Origin of the sequence: Bradyrhizobium cenepequi (genome assembly GCF_020329485.1) — a bacterium.
GTDB classification, from domain to species: domain Bacteria; phylum Pseudomonadota; class Alphaproteobacteria; order Rhizobiales; family Xanthobacteraceae; genus Bradyrhizobium; species Bradyrhizobium cenepequi.
Map to the genome: position 1 here is coordinate 40,689 of NZ_JAGKJI010000004.1, position 16,661 is coordinate 57,349.

Annotated in this window: 16 protein-coding genes; 4 read left to right on the top strand and 12 right to left on the bottom strand. The window is 60.1% G+C overall.

From position 1 onward, the window contains the following. Positions 1 to 104 precede the first annotated feature (104 nt). Positions 105 to 2,996, bottom strand: a complete 2,892-nt coding sequence (locus J6497_RS07220; protein WP_225703569.1) for a DEAD/DEAH box helicase — start codon at positions 2,994 to 2,996, stop codon at positions 105 to 107. Between the two features lie 105 nt (positions 2,997 to 3,101). On the opposite strand from J6497_RS07220, the gene J6497_RS41185 reads away from it, so the two are divergent. Beyond that, a complete protein-coding gene (locus tag J6497_RS41185) occupies positions 3,102 to 3,224 on the top strand; it encodes a hypothetical protein (RefSeq protein WP_283844398.1) in 123 nt (40 codons plus the stop codon). 462 nt (positions 3,225 to 3,686) lie between these two features. Here the strand turns inward: J6497_RS41185 and J6497_RS42430 are convergent, their stop codons facing one another. The 7 genes from J6497_RS42430 to J6497_RS07255 all read right to left on the bottom strand — a co-directional run bounded on the left by J6497_RS42430 (position 3,687) and on the right by J6497_RS07255 (position 10,085). Beyond that, positions 3,687 to 3,815: an ATP-binding cassette domain-containing protein gene (locus tag J6497_RS42430; RefSeq protein ID WP_225703570.1), complete on the bottom strand. Its 129-nt coding sequence runs from the start codon at positions 3,813 to 3,815 to the stop codon at positions 3,687 to 3,689. An 11-nt stretch (positions 3,816 to 3,826) separates the two neighbouring features. Further along, positions 3,827 to 4,672 carry a VOC family protein gene (locus J6497_RS07230; protein ID WP_225703571.1) on the bottom strand — a complete coding sequence of 282 codons (846 nt, stop codon included), beginning with the start codon at positions 4,670 to 4,672 and terminating at the stop codon, positions 3,827 to 3,829. Then, positions 4,669 to 5,379, bottom strand: a complete 711-nt coding sequence (locus tag J6497_RS07235; RefSeq protein ID WP_225703572.1) for an aspartate/glutamate racemase family protein — start codon at positions 5,377 to 5,379, stop codon at positions 4,669 to 4,671. Before J6497_RS07235 ends, J6497_RS07230 begins: the two co-directional genes overlap by 4 nt. Then, the gene (locus tag J6497_RS07240) at positions 5,376 to 6,740 is read right to left on the bottom strand and encodes an MmgE/PrpD family protein (RefSeq protein WP_225703573.1); all 1,365 of its coding nucleotides are present in this window, start codon (positions 6,738 to 6,740) and stop codon (positions 5,376 to 5,378) included. The genes J6497_RS07235 and J6497_RS07240 overlap by 4 nt, the downstream gene beginning before the upstream one ends. Further along, a complete protein-coding gene (locus tag J6497_RS07245) occupies positions 6,737 to 7,711 on the bottom strand; it encodes a Bug family tripartite tricarboxylate transporter substrate binding protein (protein WP_225703574.1) in 975 nt (324 codons plus the stop codon). The genes J6497_RS07240 and J6497_RS07245 overlap by 4 nt, the downstream gene beginning before the upstream one ends. A 71-nt stretch (positions 7,712 to 7,782) precedes the next feature. Then, positions 7,783 to 8,829 carry a helix-turn-helix transcriptional regulator gene (locus J6497_RS07250; RefSeq protein WP_225703575.1) on the bottom strand — a complete coding sequence of 349 codons (1,047 nt, stop codon included), beginning with the start codon at positions 8,827 to 8,829 and terminating at the stop codon, positions 7,783 to 7,785. A 1,049-nt stretch (positions 8,830 to 9,878) separates the two neighbouring features. Further along, positions 9,879 to 10,085, bottom strand: a complete 207-nt coding sequence (locus J6497_RS07255) for a hypothetical protein (RefSeq protein ID WP_225703576.1) — start codon at positions 10,083 to 10,085, stop codon at positions 9,879 to 9,881. Here J6497_RS07255 and J6497_RS07260 point away from each other — a divergent pair. Beyond that, positions 10,084 to 11,547: an MFS transporter gene (locus J6497_RS07260; RefSeq protein ID WP_225703577.1), complete on the top strand. Its 1,464-nt coding sequence runs from the start codon at positions 10,084 to 10,086 to the stop codon at positions 11,545 to 11,547. The genes J6497_RS07255 and J6497_RS07260 overlap by 2 nt on opposite strands. 154 nt (positions 11,548 to 11,701) lie before the next feature. On the opposite strand, the gene thpD is transcribed toward J6497_RS07260, so the two are convergent. Genes thpD through ectA form a run of 4 tightly spaced genes read right to left on the bottom strand, consistent with a single transcriptional unit; the run spans position 11,702 to position 14,955 of the window. Further along, a complete protein-coding gene (gene thpD / locus J6497_RS07265; protein ID WP_225703578.1) occupies positions 11,702 to 12,619 on the bottom strand; it encodes an ectoine hydroxylase in 918 nt (305 codons plus the stop codon). Beyond that, entirely contained in the window at positions 12,616 to 13,023 is a 408-nt protein-coding gene (locus J6497_RS07270; RefSeq protein ID WP_225703579.1) for an ectoine synthase, read from the bottom strand. Before J6497_RS07270 ends, thpD begins: the two co-directional genes overlap by 4 nt. 15 nt (positions 13,024 to 13,038) lie before the next feature. After that, positions 13,039 to 14,355, bottom strand: a complete 1,317-nt coding sequence (gene ectB / locus J6497_RS07275; protein WP_225703580.1) for a diaminobutyrate--2-oxoglutarate transaminase — start codon at positions 14,353 to 14,355, stop codon at positions 13,039 to 13,041. Positions 14,356 to 14,388: 33 nt separating this feature from the next. Beyond that, positions 14,389 to 14,955: a diaminobutyrate acetyltransferase gene (gene ectA, locus J6497_RS07280; RefSeq protein WP_225703581.1), complete on the bottom strand. Its 567-nt coding sequence runs from the start codon at positions 14,953 to 14,955 to the stop codon at positions 14,389 to 14,391. A 477-nt stretch (positions 14,956 to 15,432) separates the two neighbouring features. Here ectA and J6497_RS07285 point away from each other — a divergent pair, with 477 nt between their 5' ends. Together J6497_RS07285 and J6497_RS07290 are read left to right on the top strand one after the other, a co-directional pair. After that, a complete protein-coding gene (locus tag J6497_RS07285; protein WP_225703582.1) occupies positions 15,433 to 16,077 on the top strand; it encodes a class I SAM-dependent methyltransferase in 645 nt (214 codons plus the stop codon). A 38-nt stretch (positions 16,078 to 16,115) separates the two neighbouring features. Further along, positions 16,116 to 16,643, top strand: coding sequence for a hypothetical protein (locus tag J6497_RS07290; protein WP_225703749.1), 528 nt, complete (start codon positions 16,116 to 16,118; stop codon positions 16,641 to 16,643). The last annotated feature ends 18 nt before the right edge of the window (positions 16,644 to 16,661 follow it).

Here is a 16,661-nt window from a genome sequence, read left to right on the forward strand (position 1 = left end):
TCAACCCAGTGCCGAATTCCATTGACGAGTTTCCCGGCCGGCCTCTCCCGCACTTATGTCTGGGATCAGTTGCCTCGACGTTAGATCGGTAGCCGTCGACCCGATTACTCGTCCAGAAGGTCGAGGAAGTCTTCGACCTTTCTAAGCGGCCCTTCGCGCCCTTTGCTGATGTAGACTACCCGATCGCCATCGCGCTGCAACGATCGCCCCCTGGATTTCCGAAGTCGTCCCGGCAAGAATGTCGCGGCTACAGCATCCGGTCCGACATCGAGCCTTACGATTCCTCTTCGCCTGCAGTCGATCCTGAGCCTTGCCGCGGCAAAGAAATCGCGCGCCGCCGGAGGCAATCGACCGAAACGACGGGACGTCTCCTCCTCAAGGTCGTCCAGCTCATCTTCGCTTCGGCATCTCGCGCCGCGGCCGTAGATCTCCAGCCGAACCGCCTCCGATTGCACGTAGCTTGCCGGCAACATGTCTCCGACCGGTAGATTCAGGTCAGGCACCCAGAGGTCGGCCGTTCTATCGTCGGCTTTCTCCGAGGCCAATTTCAGAAGGTGGCTGTAGAGCACGGGTCCGAACACCTGCACATGACCCGACTGCCGTTCGGACAGCAGATCTCCCGCTCCCCTGAGGTCCAGATCCCGTGCACTGATCGCAAAACCCGCACCCGGTCTGTTGAACTCCTCCAGAACGGCCAATCGCTTCTCGGATCGTTCCGAGTCCGAATCGGTCAGCAAATGCGCAAACGCGCGTATCCCGCTGCGGCCCACCCTTCCTCTGAGTTGATGAAGCTGCGCAAGACCGAACTTTTCGGGCCAGCAAACCACGATCGTGTTTGCACGCGGGATATCGAGACCGCTCTCCACGATGTTCGTCGCCAGCAGCACGTCCGCCGCGCCATCGACGAAGCTCATCATTCGATCGTCTATTTCGTCGGCGGGTAACTTGCCATGGAGACAGACGATGCGGAGATCCGGCGCCACCGATTGAACGCGCGCCAGCATCGGATCGAGATCCTGAATTCGCGGACAGATCAAGAAGCTTTGCCCGTGGCGCCTTTGCTCGCGCAGCAATGCCCCGGCAATGGCAGCATCGGAAAGCGGAGCGATCCTGGTAACGACCGGGAGCCGGTGAACGGGCGGAGAGGCAATGACGCTGAGATCCCTGAAGCCGGCGAGACCCGCCGCGAGAGTGCGCGGAATTGGCGTAGCACTCATCCAAAGAGCATGAACATTCTTGGCCAGCCCGGAAAGTCTCGCCTTCTCAGCCGCCCCAAAATGCTGTTCCTCGTCGACCACAACCAGGCCGAGGCCGGCGAACTTGACATCCTTCGAGGCGAGAGCCTGCGTTCCGACCACGACCCTCAATTTTCCACTCTTCAGCCCCTCCTTCACCTCTCTCGTCTCCGCGCCCGAATCGGTCCGCGACAAACTTCCCACTTCGATGCCAAACGGAGCGAAGCGTTTGCGGAAGGTCGCGACATGCTGTCGTGCCAGGACTGTCGTCGGTACCGCGATCGCCACCTGCTTCCCTGACAAGACGACGGCGGCCGCGGCTCGCAACGCCACCTCGGTCTTGCCGAACCCGACATCGCCGCAAATGACCCTGTCCATGGGGTGCCCCGACGCAAGATCATCCAAAACGTTCCGAATCGCTTTCGCTTGATCGACCGTTGTGAAATACGGAAACCGCGCGACGAATTTCTCATAGATGGGACCTGGAGGTACAAGCTTCGGAGCTCGCCGGCGGCGTCGCTGGCTGATATGTTTGGCGAGCTGCTTGCCGGCGACTTGGATTTCGCGCTCCGCCTCGGTACGCCGGGTCCACCAGGTGCTTCCATCCGCTTTGTCGAGGCTCAGCTCGCCGAGTTCCGACGCATATGGCCAGATCATGGCCAAGTCGGCGGGCGGAACGAGAACCGCGTCGTCTCCCGCAAATACAAGCCTGATCATTTCGCGCGACGAGCCGCTCCCCGTCGGCACAGTCTGCAAGCCGTCGAGCAAGGCCAGGCCTCGCTGCAGATGAACGACCACTGTACCCTGCTCCGGTACATCTGCATGTTCGAAAGCCGCACTCCAGCTTCTAGCCATGGGCTGTGGATGATGAGCCCTGCTGCCGAGAACATCGGAAGCCGTCACGACGACAAGGGATTTCCGGCCAGGCAGAACAAACCCTCTATCGAAGTCGGCCAGGATCGCCGCCTCACGGTGGCGTCCCGCCGTCGCTTCGCTCCAGTCAGGAAAGCGCTCCGCCTTGACCCCGCTCATCCGCTCCATCACCCGCAGGTCGTCCTCCTGCGCTGCGACGAAGACCAGTCGCGAACCGGCGCGTCGTGTCTCGTCGACGAACGCGCGGAGCGCCTTCCTGGGTGATGCGACCTGCGAAAAGTCCGGTGTGGGAGCGAATGATGCCTTTTGGGACAATACGCTCATACGCCTAGTCGCCTGCTTCCATTCGCGCCTCCCAAGGTATTCGCGCTCTCTGTCCGTGCGGCCGGCCGCGTCCTCAATCGTGCTAAGCCAGCCATCAGCGTGCGCTGAAACCCCGGCATCCGCGATACACTTGGACCGACCACAATAGTCGAACAGGGTCGAGCGCTTTTTGCGGATACTTCCGAACGCCAGCCGCTCCGACATCGGGTCGATGAGGAGCTCTTTCGTCTCAAAAACGACGCCATGTTCTATCGGATCGAACGCCACGATCCGACGTATCACCCCGCCGGAATGTTCCAGTCTGAACGGGCCAAGCGCGCCGGCAGGAAAAATCTCGAATGTCTTGCCGTGAAATAGCGCGCCGCCGGGATAGTCCGCCTCCTCGCCAAGGTCGTATCCGAGGGCGTCAAGCCGCGCGCGGAGATCTTGTTCAGAGAATGCGGCGCCCACCTTCAAACGCAGGGTGATGCGGGACCAACTCGCTGCCGTAGGCAGGCGCTCCATCACGGCCTCTGCCGTGGACACGAGCAGGATCGGCTTCTCAGGCTTGGCAAGGCGCCTCAAGACCGAGCTTCGTCTACCCGCGATTTCGTGCGACGGCTCCAGCTGATCAAACGGCAGTGTATTCAGTCTTGGAAACACAAGCACATCGCACGACGGATCGAGGGCATGAATGACAGCACCCAGCCGCTCGGCCCTGTTCTCGTTTTCCGAAAGAAAGACAACACCATTGCGGCCAGACTTCCTCCACTGCGCGAGCAGATGGAGGGCCACCATGCCGAGGGGCGATGAAGAAGAGATCGCGGTTCGGGATGAAGGCGTCTTTCGCTTCGTTGCCCTGCCGGCAACGCGCGCTTTGCTGGAACGGCCCACGTTGAATCCGTCGTTGATTCGCGATCAGCTGAGGCTGATGGCGACTGTTGCTTCGACCAGGCCCGCTCCGATGTAGGAACTATGCCCAGGGCTGCGTACATATGCGAATTTCGTCGCGGACGCACGTTTCCAATCTGCGCAGAGATACCGACTTGAATGTTACGCCCAGTGCGGCCGCTTTGCGCGCCAACGGCGGGCGTTGTTCGAGGCGGCTGTACCTGGCGAAGCCTGGGCGCAAGAGTCTTGCGAGCTCAGTCCCTCACGCCAGCGATCTCTCGCATATTGTCAGCGCGGCATAAATTGCAGCACAGTTGGTGGCGTGCTTACGTGCCCCTAAGCCAGGCGTCAAGCGCCGAGATAGGCGCGGAGAGATCAGGATCGTCAGGGATATCGGCGGCGCTGTTTTCGGCAACAATGCGTCCGGAGGCCGGAGATCGCTCGCAAGGCGGTGGTCTTGCCCGCGCCGTTGGCGCCGAGCAAGGCGACGATTTCGCCTTCGTGAACCTGCAAGTTGATCGCGTTCAGCGCGCGCAGCTTGCCGTAGCAGACCTCGAGGTTGCGCGGTGCGTTGACGCTTGGGATGAAAGCTCGATTGTTTGCCCGAAAGCCGTGAGCTGATTTGCTTGACCCATGTCGCGGTGGGGATTCAGTGTTTGCGCCACATGATTTTCGTGGAGCCCTGTTACGCGATATCCCGCGATACGGACCGGCCAGGTCGCTGCGGCGTCATCGTGGTGGACATCTATCGTCACACCACTATGCGCGACGACACCGCCGGTCGCTGTTGCACCGAGAATTTTCGCCAAACGAGACGCGGCAGCTTGCGGATCCGCAGCGGCGCAATAGACGCGGTCGAACGCACGGGCGCCGTTGGGATGCGTGGTCCAGGCGGGGCGACGATAGAGCTCCACATTGTGATATCGGCAGCCATTGAAGGTGACGACGTCATTGACCGGCAGCAGCACGTCGAATTCCGGCCAGACGGACTCAGTGGCGGAGAGCTTCCATTCGCGCCGGACATGAAGCGGCGGGCCGAACGGACAACCGAGCGCGCCGAAATGTGCGTGGGCCCTCTGGACATCACCGAGCGAGAGAACCATCGACTTGATTCCCTCGTCGCCGGACAGCAGCGCCGCCATGGCCGGTGGCAACCGGGCCGCATCGAATACGCTCATCAACTCGATGAAGTTGGCCGAGCCGTCGCTCGCGTCGGGAAACAGGATCAGCCGGTTGACGATGCCCATGGCCTCAATTCGGCTCTCGGGCGTTAGCGTGAAGCCGAGCCGATCGTAAAAGCGGGCAGCCTCGTCGAGATCGCGGACATAGGTGAGCAGATGGTCGATGGCTTTGACGGGGTTTTCGGTCATGGCGTCCCTCCATGGGTTAGAAGCGCATCAACGTGCAGGGTGACGGCATCGACAACGTCGTTCGGCATGTCGCCGTCCGGGTAGAGCAATGGCAGCTCCGTGCAGGCCAGAAGGAGTGCCTCGGCACCGCGACGGCGTAGACCGTCGGCAATATCGTCGATCGTGCGGCGTGCGGCGGGTCTAATCACGCCGCGCGCAAGCTGATGCTCGATAATCGCATCGACCACGCCCTGGTCGGCAGCATCGGGCCGCAAGACACCGGTCACTCCGGCCTGCCCGAGCCGCGCGTCGATGAAGTCCTGGCTGGTGGTGAACCGCGTCGCCAGTACGCCGATGCGTCTGATCCCGCGTCGTTGCAGAAGCATTCCGGCCGGATCGAGGACGTGAATACAGGGAAGGCTCGTACTGGCAGCGACGGATGCAAACACCCGGTGCGCCGTCACGGCTGTGAGCGCCACCAGGCCCGCACCGCCAGCCGCAAGTGTCACGACAGCGCCCATGAGCCGGTCTGCAATCGCCGGCCATTCGTCTTTCAAGGCCATCTGAAACAACGGCGCAAAATCGAGCGTCATGATGAGACTTTCCGGAGTAGAGCGCGGTCCCCGCAAGGCCTCGCTGCGCTCATTCAGCAGACGGTAATATCGCGCGGTTGAATGCCACGTCATTCCGCCGACAAGGCCGATCAGATCGGCGCGACGGGCCCTCATGCGGCAAAGAGCGCGATCACCGGTTCGACCGACGGTGCCGAACGCAGAGCCTTGATCGCCACAATGAGGGCGTCGGCGTCGCGCCAGCTCGACCTTCCGGAAAAGGCGGCACACTGGCGAAACTTCGCGATGAGATCGTCTTGCGTTGGCGGGTTCTCAGGCCAGCCTCGTCCGAACCGCGCCGGGATGATGCGCCTGGTGCCGTCCTTGCCGGAGACCATTGCTTCGCACTGATCGAAATGACCGAACGCAGGTTCTTCCGCGACATCGATACGCTGCGCGAAGCTGACAATGTCTGGCGCAGTCGCAGCACTTGCGGTGAACTCGTCCAGGGTTGCGCGGCCGCGCATGATTGCATTGGCGGCGACGTAGCGGACGTTGAACTGCGCGTCGACTTCGGGTGTCTCCGCGGGCGCGTAGGGACCGCCGCAGATGACGTTCATGGTCGGGGAGATGCGCAGCGCTACATCGGCGATCTGGTCGAATGCAATGTCGCCGCGCGCACGTGCGGCGAGCAATGCTTCGGTCAGCGCCAAGGTCACTCCACAACTTGGGTAGAGCTTGATGCAGGTGGCCTCCTCACCGAGGAAGCGCTCTCCGAGGTTTTCGCCGAGAACCGTCAGATCCGGCTCTGCGGGCCCATAGAGCCGAAAGAAGCCGCATTCACCCGCAAGAGCCCGCTTCGGTCCGGTGATCCCCGATCGAGCCAGGAACACGGCCTCGAGAGCGTGGCGGGCCACGAGCCCCTGACTGATCCTTACGGCAAGCACCTTGTCTTGATAGTGCTGGAAGGTGCCGATACCGAAATCGAAGGCAAGCCCGACGGCGTCGCCCATCTGCGTGCGTGTGAGCCCAAGGAGCCGGCCCGCGATGATGGCGCCCGAAAACAACCCAAGCACGTTGCTGTCGAAGCCTCGATAAAAGAAGCCGTTTGCCTGCGCCGCCCGATTGATCCTCTGGCCCACATCCTGTCCAACGGCCAGGGCGGCAAGTACTGCGTCGCCGCCGGCACCGGACAGTTCGGCCGCAGCGAGAGCGACCGGCACATCCGACGAACTCGGATGCCATCCGGGCGACAGCACATCACAAAAATCGAGGGCTCGCGCTCTCACCGCATTGACGAAAGCCGCTTGCGGCGCTGCAAGTTTTTCGGTTGATCCAATCACCGTCGCCTCGCGCGCGCCGCTCCAGCGCCGTGCAAGCGACAGCGCCACAGGCGTCCCGGCTTGATCATGGCCAGCGACGAGACAGCCAAGATTGTCGAGAACACGGCGCAGTTGGAAATTCATCGTCTCCGTCGGGATTTTTGCTGTCTCGACGGAAAAGGCATGATCCAGAAGTGCATCGAGCGGATCGCTCATTGCTGTTCAATCCCGAGGTCGCGGAAGACGGCCTTGATGGTGGCAATCTCGGTCTCCAGACTGCTGGCAAATTTCTCCGGCGTCGACGCGACAGGCTCGAAGCCGAGCCGTACCATCCTGTCCGAGACTTCCGGACTGCGCACGACCGCCCGCATCTCCTGAGACAACCGGTCGACGATCGGTGGCGGCGTTTGTCCGGGGGCAAATGCGCCGAGCCAGACACCGATCTTGAACACCGGATCGGCGAAGCCAAGCTCGGTCAGGGTCGGCAAGTCGGGCAGCGCCGACGATCTCTTGGTACCGGAGATGGCGAGCGCCTTCAGTGCGCCAGTCTCGATATGCTGCCGCGTATTGGCGATGGATGCGAACGACACCGGAATCTGGCTGCTGAGCAGATCGTTGACGATTGGCGCCTCGCCCCGATAGGGAATGTGCGTCATCCCAAGCTTAAAGTGCCGATTCCATAACGCTTCGCCGGCGAGATGGGCCGATCCGCCGATGCCCCACGAACCGTAAGCGAGCGGGTGGCCGCCGATCTTGACCTGTTCGGCGAATTCCTGCGGCGTGTGGGCCGTGAACTTTCCGCCTGTCACCAGAATCATCGGCGCCAGGAAAGCCTGGGTTATCGGCGCAAAATCCTTTACAGGATCATAGGCGATGGTCTTGAACAGCGCGACATTGTTGACTTGCGTGTCGATGACCGTGAACAGGAGCGTGTAGCCGTCGGGCTGCGCTTTGGCGACCGCGTTCGCGCCAAGCATGCCGCTCGCACCGGTCCGGTTCTCCACGACCACGGGCTGTCCCACACGTCGGGACACCCCCTCGCCAATCAGACGCGCGGTCGCGTCCAGCGGTCCGCCCGCGGCATAGGGCACAATGAAGGTGATGGGGCGGGCCGGATAGGCCTGGCCACGCGCCGGCCCTGCGGCAACCATGCCGACCATCGCGGCGACGAACTGACGACGATCCATCGAGCTCTCCTTGCGGCAAGGGAAAGCTTAGTGGGTTCCGAAAGCGGCGCAGTGCCGAATGTTGCGCAGGTTCAGGCCTTTTGTTGCACGGCTGCGGCCCGTCGAGCCTCGCTCGGCGATTGCCCAAAGCGCCGGCGGAAGGCGGCGGCGAACTTGGACGGGCAAACCCATCCGGCATCGAGTGCGATGTCGGTAACGGTGCGATCGGTCGATCTCAGGGCCAGGAGGGCTTGCTCGAGCCGCTGGTGACGCATGATCCGCGCAGGCGGTTCACCATGTCGCGCCTTGCTGGTTCGCCACAAGGTTGACCGCGCCTGACCCGTCATGTTCTCCACGGCCTTCAGACGGGTGGGGATGGCACACGCGGATCGCCCCGCGAGCATGTGCTCGAACCCCTCCTCGCGGCTCGTGCGCGTCTCGGCCGCCACGCTGCGGAAAACGTGGCTCACGAAGGCACAGGTGAGTTCGGCGCCACGGCCGGCAAGCGCATGCAACATCATCCGTTCACTGGCTTCCCATGGCGCAAAGCCCTCCAGGATCGACTGCTCGCGCCCCGACCACGGCGCATTGACGATTACGCTCCCATCATGGGCGTCGAGGGCCGGCGCCTTTTCATTGTCGAGGTCGAGCTGCAGGTCACGGGCAACACGCATCAAGGCGCCCGGCGTCAACCTGACCTGAAAAAATGAGGCCGGCCCCGCCGGTAAGCCGACGAGGAACCCGCCTCGTTCATTGGACGCGCGCAGGTGAGCGTACCCTGTCCTGAGGTCCAGCGGCATTGAGCGTCGACCGATCGTCTCGCCGGCGATGTTGCCGGCCAGATAGAATGTGAGAAGGAAGCGTGAGCCGGGCTGAAGATGGACGATCGCCGGCCGATCGAGTTTGAACCTTCCAAACACCGCCGAGATTTCGTCATCGATGGCGGTGCGCAGAAAGATGTTCTGCCGGTCTGCCGAACGGTAGATGAAGTCGTCCGTCACGAGCGGCAACGACGGTGCATGAGCCGCCCACCGACCGGACAGGCGCTGGACGAAGGTCGCTTCGCCGACCGCTTGCTTCGACAACTGCATCGCGACCTCTAATAAGGCGGTTGTGCCGTGGCTACCGGACCGCAGCATGGGACTTCGCGGGCATCAGCCTAGCAGGTTCCTACTGCTCCCGGTACCGATCCCGAACAGCAGTGGCAGTCCATTGCTTGGCGCGGGACGTCTGCTTGGTCCGACACCTACGGAAGTAGCTATCCGCCAGCCCATCGCGCTGCCGGGACGAAGGGCCGGCATCGCTACCGCCATTCTGCCTTCGGCTGCGCGGATGTCGGCTTCGGTCCGCGCCAGGCGTAGATCCCGCACGGCGCCTTTGCCGACCGGTGGGGACTGGCGTTCTGTGCTGAAGCCGCATCGGGACTGGCTCCTGGAGCTGCGGCGCAAGGAGAACGATTTGACGCTCGATGCGATCGCCGAGCGCTTGCTTGGCACGTACGGCGTCGAGGCCGAGCAGCGGGGACGTGTCAGATGTCATTCTCCACATCCGCCGATCGCGGCCGAACCTTGCACCGTCAATAGGCGCGCGCGAAGTCGCCTTCCCGCTTGATATTGGCGAACACCAGAAAGCGCGCCTTCCATTTTGCTCCCTTCGCCGTGGTGAGGTCGTTGAAACGCTTGAGCGAACACAGAACTCTACTCCTAACAAGCACAATCAGCTCGTAAGTCGTACGCAACCTCCCCTGCTCTCGCAGGGGAATCGCATATGAATTAGAATTTGGTGGGCGGTCCCTTCGCGGCCCATCTTCGAGACGCCGCTGCGCGGCTCCTCAGGATGAGGTCGGATTTCGCGGCGGAATCTTAGACCCTCATGGTGAGGAGCGCCGCTTGCGGCGCGTCTCGAACCATGAGGCTCGCCTCGTTCACAGCCACCAAACAGCTATATGCGATAGCCCTGCCTGCTCTCGCAACCCAAATCATTGGGTTGTCCAAAGCACGGTGGACCTCACATCAGTCCAAAGAACGACCGCGACACCGTCCTCGCTAGATGTTTCTTGATCTCGCAGTGCACATATCGTGCACACGCCGCCTACTATCCCATCGAGAGAGTTGTACTTTCATTTCAGTCCATCATCGGGGCGACGGAAAACAGCCAGGCGCTTGATCTTCCGTATTTTGCTTCTACTTCAACCGTTTAGCAGTTTTTCACCTGCATCTCGCTCTCTGGTGCCACAATCATGCACGTCGTCGGCGCCGATGTTGCTGACGAACTTGATGATGGCGAATTTGCGCATGCGCAAAAGGGATGCAGGAGCGCGGAACTGCACATAGCTTTGCTTGTTGGATGTTAATGGCCCTGTTCGTTCGCATCCCGGGAACAGGGCCATGTTCATGAGTTCCGCATACGGCGTCGGCCCAGCGCTTGGCGTCCAACCCTTCGTTGGGATCCCGATGATCGATGCACGTCAGAAGACCGCCGCTTCGTCCACGGCACCTCTGGTTATACACGAGGACGACGTCAAGCGCGCCGTAAGTGCCACCGCCATCGGAAACATGATGGAGTGGTTCGATTTCGGCATTTACAGTTACCTTGCCGTCGTACTCGGCAAAGTGTTCTTTCCTGAAAGCGGCAGCAAGGGATTGATTTACAGTCTAGCTGCGTTTGCGTTGGCATTTCTGGTCCGGCCGATCGGCGGCTTCTTCTTCGGAATGCTCGGCGACCAGATCGGTCGCAGGGGAGTCCTCGCCACGACGATTATAATGATGGCGACCGCCACCTTCTCGATTGGCTTGATCCCGAACTATACCTCGATCGGCATCTGGGCGGCGATCCTGCTCTACGTCGCTCGCCTCGTGCAGGGCTTTTCCACCGGCGGCGAATACAGCGGCGCCTCAACGTTCATTACCGAGTTCGCACCCGACCGACAACGCGGCTTCCTGGCATCGTTCCTTGAATTCGGAACGATCACCGGATTTGTCTCTGGTGCGGCGCTGGTCACCGGCCTGACAGTGGCACTCGGTGATGCCGCAATGGTGGCGTGGGGCTGGCGGATTCCGTTCCTTGTTGCCGGCCCGCTTGGCGTCATCGGGCTGTTCCTCCGCTTCCGCCTTTCAGAGACCCCGGCCTTCGCCGAGATCGAAGAGCAGGCGCATGCGCGCTCAGTCGAGAGCAGGCTGCATGAGATCGTCTTTGAGCACAGCCGCGCACTCCTCCTCTGCATGGCCCTCGTGCTCGCTCTCAACGTTACCAACTATCTCGTGCTCACCTATATGCCAAATTACCTGACAGGGACGCTCGGTTACGACAACGCGCATAGCCTCTTTCTCAACGTCCTGACCATGCTGGCGATGCTGGCGGCGATCCCCCTCGTTGGGCGACTCGGGGACCGAGTCGGACGGCGCCCCGTGCTGCTAGCAGCTTGCGGGGGATACTTGGTGCTGTCCTGGCCGGCATTGTGGCTCGTGCAACAGGGCCAGATGGCAACCATCCTGGCAGGACTTCTCATTCTGGGGCTGTGTCAGACACTGTTCATCGGAACAACACCATCGACACTGCCGGCCATGTTCCCGACCTCAATCAGGTACGGCGGAATGTCCATTGCGTACAACGTGTCGGCGAGCCTGTTCGGCGGCACTGCGCCATTGATGGCCGAGACATTGGTCCGCGTCACCGGCAACGACTACATGCCCGCTTACTACGCGATGCTGGCGGCGTTGGTCGGTCTGGTCGCCGTGCTGATGATGCGCGAGACGGCGCAGCAACCATTGGAGGGCTCGGCGCCAACCATTAGTGCCCACGATGCGGAGAAGCAGAAGCATGGCCTGGAACCGGTCAGAGCCGCGGCGAACAGGTGACCTTTTCAGCGGTGCTGTGGCGGTTCGCTCTGATTGCCTTCTCGTAAGCTCTCGTTAGCCGAGATGATAAACACCGCATCTCTATTCGGACGCCGCCCGCAGATCTTTTCGACGACGAGCGGCCGTCCGTATTTCGAGATCGCGTCGTCGTCCCTTACGCTGCATCCTGGAACAGCGGGCCCGAAATCGGTCTAATCGTCTCGACGTCGTTTCGAGCTGCGATGATTTCCGGCCGCGGCTTAGCCGGCCCGAATGGGGCCTGGAGCTTGTTCGATACCGCATTGAAGACAAAGAACGCATTCCAGCGCGGATATGGCGTGATGTTGGTGTTCGACCCGTGGATCGTATTGCAGTCGAAAATGACGACAGTTCCAGCAGGCCCCGTTGGCATAGCTATTCCTCCTTCCGCGAACCTGGACAGGCTCGCCTGGTCGGGCACGCCATATTCCTGCTTCTTGAGCGAGTGCTTGTAGTGATCGCCCGGCGTCTCGCCAACGCAGCTGACAAACGTCTTGTGCGAGCCCGGCATGAACATTGTGGGGCCGTTGACCGGCGTATTTTCCATCAGGAGAACCGACATAGAAAGGGCCCTCATGCGAGGCATGCCGTCCTCCACATGCCAGGTTTCGAAATCGGAGTGCCAATAGAAGTCTTCGCCGTGGAAGCCTTGCTTGAGATTGAGGCGTGACTGATGGATATAGACATCGTCTCCCAGCAGGAATTGCGCGATTGCCGCCAATCGAGCGTCCGTTGCAAGGCGCTGAAAAACATTGCTCTGCTTATGGATTTTGAAAACGGAGCGAACGGTGTCGCCGCCGGGCTCCGTGATGATCGTTTCACCTTCCAATTTATCCGCACCGGTCTGGAGCCGGACCGCTTCAGCCTGAAGCCCTTTAACTTCGGCTGCGGTGAACAGATCCTCTAAAGCAAGGAAGCCGTCCCGTTCATAGGCCATTGCCTGCTCTCGCGTGAGCGGAGAGCGCGGGCTCCACGCGCTGTATACGACCGGGTCCTGCCGGACTATGGCCGCAGGCGTTGTGGATCGACGAGATACATAGAAATCGTTAGTCATGGCTCCACGCTCGATGCTGGTTTCTCTGCAAGTGGATATGCGCCGTTTTCATCGTGCACTTCACGGCCTGTCACAGGTGGATTGAATATGCAGGCCGTTATCATCTCGGTATTGGCGCGCAGCAGATGATCATCGTGTTGGTCGAGCGCGTACATTACGCCCGGCCTAATCTCGAAAATATCGCCAGTTGCGAGATTCTCGATGCTGCCGTCACCGGAGATGCAATAAACGCACTCCACGTGGTTCGTGTAGTGCATCTTGAGCTCGCTGCCCTTGTGAATGGTTGTGATATGGAATGAGAACCCCATCCCGTCGTCCTTCAAGAGAAGGCGTACGCTGTGCCATCCCTCGGAATCGACGCGACGTTCAGTGTCTTTGGCCTCATGGTAACTACGGACGATCACGATCGACTCCTCTCTCTAGGCAGCGACTTCGGCCTTGGTCCTGTCGGCAAGTGCAGCGTGCGCAGCGTCGGCCAGAATATCGAGGCCTTTTTCCAGATCACGCTCGCCAATCGTCAGTGGCGCCAGACATTTGACCACCTCGTTATCGGCACCGCTGGTCTCGACGATGAGACCGTTGTCAAAGCACCGGCGTACGATCTTGTCTGCTACCGCGCCCGACTTCACGTCAAGGCCTCGCATCATGCTGCGGCCCTTTACCCGCGCAATCTTGCCGTTGTACTGGCCAGCAACGGCTTGAAGCCGATCCTTCAGAATCTGGCCTTTGCGGCGCACGGACTTCTCGAATGCATCATCGCGCCAGAACCTCTCAAGTGCGGCCTTCGCAGTCACAAACGCGTGGCAATTGCCGCGGAAGGTCCCGCTGTGTTCGCCGCGCTTCCAGATGTCCAGGTCGCGGCGGAGAAGAGTCAGGGCCATGGGCAGACCATACCCGGACACGGATTTTGCCAGGACGACGATGTCGGGTTTGACCCCGGCGGGCTCGAAACTGAAGAACGTACCCGTCCGGCCGATTCCGGCTTGAACATCGTCAATAATGAAGCACGCACCATGTTTTCGGGCAATTCGCTCAATCTCACGCAGCCATTCGAATGAGGCCGCATTCAGGCCGCCTTCACCCTGGACTGTCTCCACGATAAACGCCGCTGGCGCATCAACGCCGCCCGATGGGTCCGTCAGCATCTTGTCGAGATAGGTCGAGGTGTCGACGTCCCCGCCAAAATATTGGTCGAACGGCATCCGTGTGACATTGTCGAGGCCGACGCCAGATCCGCAGCGATGAAGCGCGTTACCTGTCAGAGCAAGCGCGCCGAGACTGCAGCCATGAAAGCTGTTGGTAAAGGCGATGACGTTACTGCGCCCCGTCGCTTTCCGCGCGATCTTGAGCGCCGCCTCGACTGCGTTGGCGCCCGTTGGACCTGGGAACTGGACAACATAATCAAGGTCACGTCGGTGCAGAATCGTCGTCTCGAACTCTTCAAGAAACGCTTCCTTGCTATCGGTCTCCATATCAAGGCTGTGGGCAAGCCCATCGCGCGCGATGTAGCTCATCAGCGCATCCTTCAAAATTGGATGGTTGTGTCCGTAATTGAGCGATGAGCACCCCGACAGGAAATCCAGATACTCTCTGTTGTCTGAGCCATAGAGATAAGCGCCAGAGGCCCGCACGAATTTTGTCGGAAAACTGAGAGCGTAGCTGCGCACTCTCGATTCTCGCCGCTCAAAGACGGTTGATCGTCGGGTCTTCACATGGCTAGCCGGGTCAAACGACATCGATGCCTTCCTCTCTTCTCTATGTGATTGAGTTTATGCGATTGAACTGGAACCGGGACCACACTCGGTTGCGTCCAACGCGATCCAGGGTCCGATGGTCAGCATGTGCTCAGTCTCGTGTCGTCCGCCAAAATGCGCCTTGCGTCTGAAATACTCCTCGCTTGTCATTGGAACACGCAAAGAGTCGGCGATAGAGCGAAACAATGCCCACGAAGCCTGGTTGTCTGATGTCACGGTGGCCTTTAGTTGCCGTACGCCGCTGGCCGCGTTGCGCGCCAGAAGGACTCTGATCAATGACCTCGCCAAACCGCATTTCCTGGCATCTGGGTGAACAGCTACTTGCCAGATGAATAGCGTTTGGGGTTCCGTGGGCAGGCGATAGCCGGAGATCCACCCATGGACGCGCTCTTCCTCCTCCGCGACGACGCAAGTGTCAGCAAAGTGGGTGCATTGAAGCAGATTGCAATATAGCGAATTGGTATCCAGCGGCGGACAATCGGCGATCAGTTCCCACACCGGGCGCCCATCAACAGCCGTGGGTTTCCGAAATAAGTACCCCCCACTGGCACGATCTTCTCGCAGAGCATCGATAGTTTCCATGAGGTACTAATGAGCTTAGCGCGGTAACGTTTCCTTTCTTCATATGTAAATTGATGATCACACGAACGACACGATGGACGAGTTCAATCCCGCCACTGGTTAGCACTTTCGTCCATCCGGCCGACAAGCCCGTTTCGGCAACTCTCAGTTTCGCGTTTCGCGTCAACAAGGGCGGGAACACGCGCTGGCGCCACCAGCGTTCATTTTAAGTTGAAGCGGTGGAAATAATTGAAGCGGTGGAGCTTGGCCATCCAGCACAACGAACGAGACGCAGAGATGCATTGCGTTTTTGGAACACGGACCGCGATCGGTCGCGGCAAGAGGGAATAAAACGGTATGGAAAATCCTTTGGTCCAGGAGCGTCGAGACGGCAACGACATAAGGCGCGTTCTCGATACTCACTACGTCAGGCTGGCGAATGACTACGATAACTTTCTGTACTACTCGCCGAGGTTCGTACGTGTCCTGAGCTCGAAAATGATCGAGCAATTGCGGCTCAACGAAGACGATACGTTGGTGGATCTTGGGTGCGGCACCTGCATCTATAGTCTCGATATCTTAAAGCAAGTCGCATTAAAGAGACCGGTGATTGGGGTGGATCCCTATGCCGAGATGTTAGCCAAGGTTCCTGACGACGCGCCTATCCGACCGATCGTCATGGACGGCTTTGAATTCTCCAAAGAGGAGGGAATTTACGACAAGATATTGATCAAGGAGACCATTCATCACATCGCTGATCGCAGCAAATTGTTCGCTAATCTCCATGCTCGGCTTGCGCCAGGCGGCGTTCTGCTACTCGTACACGTTCCACCTGACGTGCAATACCCGCTGTTCCAAAAGGCGCTGGAGCGCTGCCGTAGCTGGCATGCCGATCCACATGAGCTCTTTGAGCAACTGCAGCGCGCCGGGTTCCGCGTTCAGTGGAACTCTGTTGACTTTCCGCATGCCATTCCCAAAGAGCGTTACTTCAAGATGGTCGAAGGCTGCTATATGTCCGCACTCACAACACTGAATGAACACGAACTCCACGACGGTCTCGTTGAGATGAAGCTCAAATACAAAGACGTCGAGATCCTCGAGTTCATCGATCATTTTGATTATCTCGCCGCCATCCGAGATTGAGCGGGTACCAAGCACGCCGTGCAATGGAGGGAAAGAAAATGTCGGCCCCATGCAAGTTCGAACGCAGCCTCCTTGACCACGACGAATACGAAACGATCCGCCCCACGCATCATCCCGCTATCTATGACCTCGAGCCGGCTGATCTTGCAGCCATGCGATCCCGCCTGCGCGAGATGCGCGACAAGGAGCGAACGCTCAGCCGACAAAAGCGACGAGAGATGCGAGGAAAAGGCGAAGCTCGCGGCGCGAACTTCCCCGGAATTGCCGAGCGTCCATCACAACGCAAACAGGTCTTTGCCGCAGCGTTGAAACGGGTGAACAGGGAGCTCGAGCGCCTTAACCACCTGGCAGCTCGAACGGCCCATGTCGAAGCGGCTCGAAAGGCGCTCGCGCTGCGTCGAGCCGCTAATTTCATTCCCTATCCCTCTGCCGGATCTACCGCCCACGAAGGCATGGTCCCGCGCTTGAGCACGCGCCGAAGAAGGATCGTCACGGGCACGAGAATCGGACGGGTATCGCAGGCGACGAAGGTGGCTCAGGCAATCCGCGATACGCGAGGTGCATGAATCCGCACGGGCAAGAGC

Coding starts and splice junctions, on each gene's coding strand:
- J6497_RS07240 (WP_225703573.1), bottom strand. CDS start 6,740: ATGAGCGATCCGCTCGATGCACTTCTGGATCATGCCTTTTCCGTCGAG.
- J6497_RS07230 (WP_225703571.1), bottom strand. CDS start 4,672: ATGACCGAAAACCCCGTCAAAGCCATCGACCATCTGCTCACCTATGTC.
- J6497_RS07245 (WP_225703574.1), bottom strand. CDS start 7,711: ATGGATCGTCGTCAGTTCGTCGCCGCGATGGTCGGCATGGTTGCCGCA.
- J6497_RS07255 (WP_225703576.1), bottom strand. CDS start 10,085: ATGAACATGGCCCTGTTCCCGGGATGCGAACGAACAGGGCCATTAACA.
- ectB (WP_225703580.1), bottom strand. CDS start 14,355: ATGTCGTTTGACCCGGCTAGCCATGTGAAGACCCGACGATCAACCGTC.
- J6497_RS07290 (WP_225703749.1), top strand. CDS start 16,116: ATGTCGGCCCCATGCAAGTTCGAACGCAGCCTCCTTGACCACGACGAA.
- J6497_RS07285 (WP_225703582.1), top strand. CDS start 15,433: ATGATCGAGCAATTGCGGCTCAACGAAGACGATACGTTGGTGGATCTT.
- J6497_RS07250 (WP_225703575.1), bottom strand. CDS start 8,829: ATGCTGCGGTCCGGTAGCCACGGCACAACCGCCTTATTAGAGGTCGCG.
- J6497_RS07260 (WP_225703577.1), top strand. CDS start 10,084: ATGAGTTCCGCATACGGCGTCGGCCCAGCGCTTGGCGTCCAACCCTTC.
- ectA (WP_225703581.1), bottom strand. CDS start 14,955: ATGGAAACTATCGATGCTCTGCGAGAAGATCGTGCCAGTGGGGGGTAC.
- J6497_RS07235 (WP_225703572.1), bottom strand. CDS start 5,379: ATGAGGGCCCGTCGCGCCGATCTGATCGGCCTTGTCGGCGGAATGACG.
- J6497_RS41185 (WP_283844398.1), top strand. CDS start 3,102: ATGAATGACAGCACCCAGCCGCTCGGCCCTGTTCTCGTTTTCCGAAAG.
- thpD (WP_225703578.1), bottom strand. CDS start 12,619: ATGACTAACGATTTCTATGTATCTCGTCGATCCACAACGCCTGCGGCC.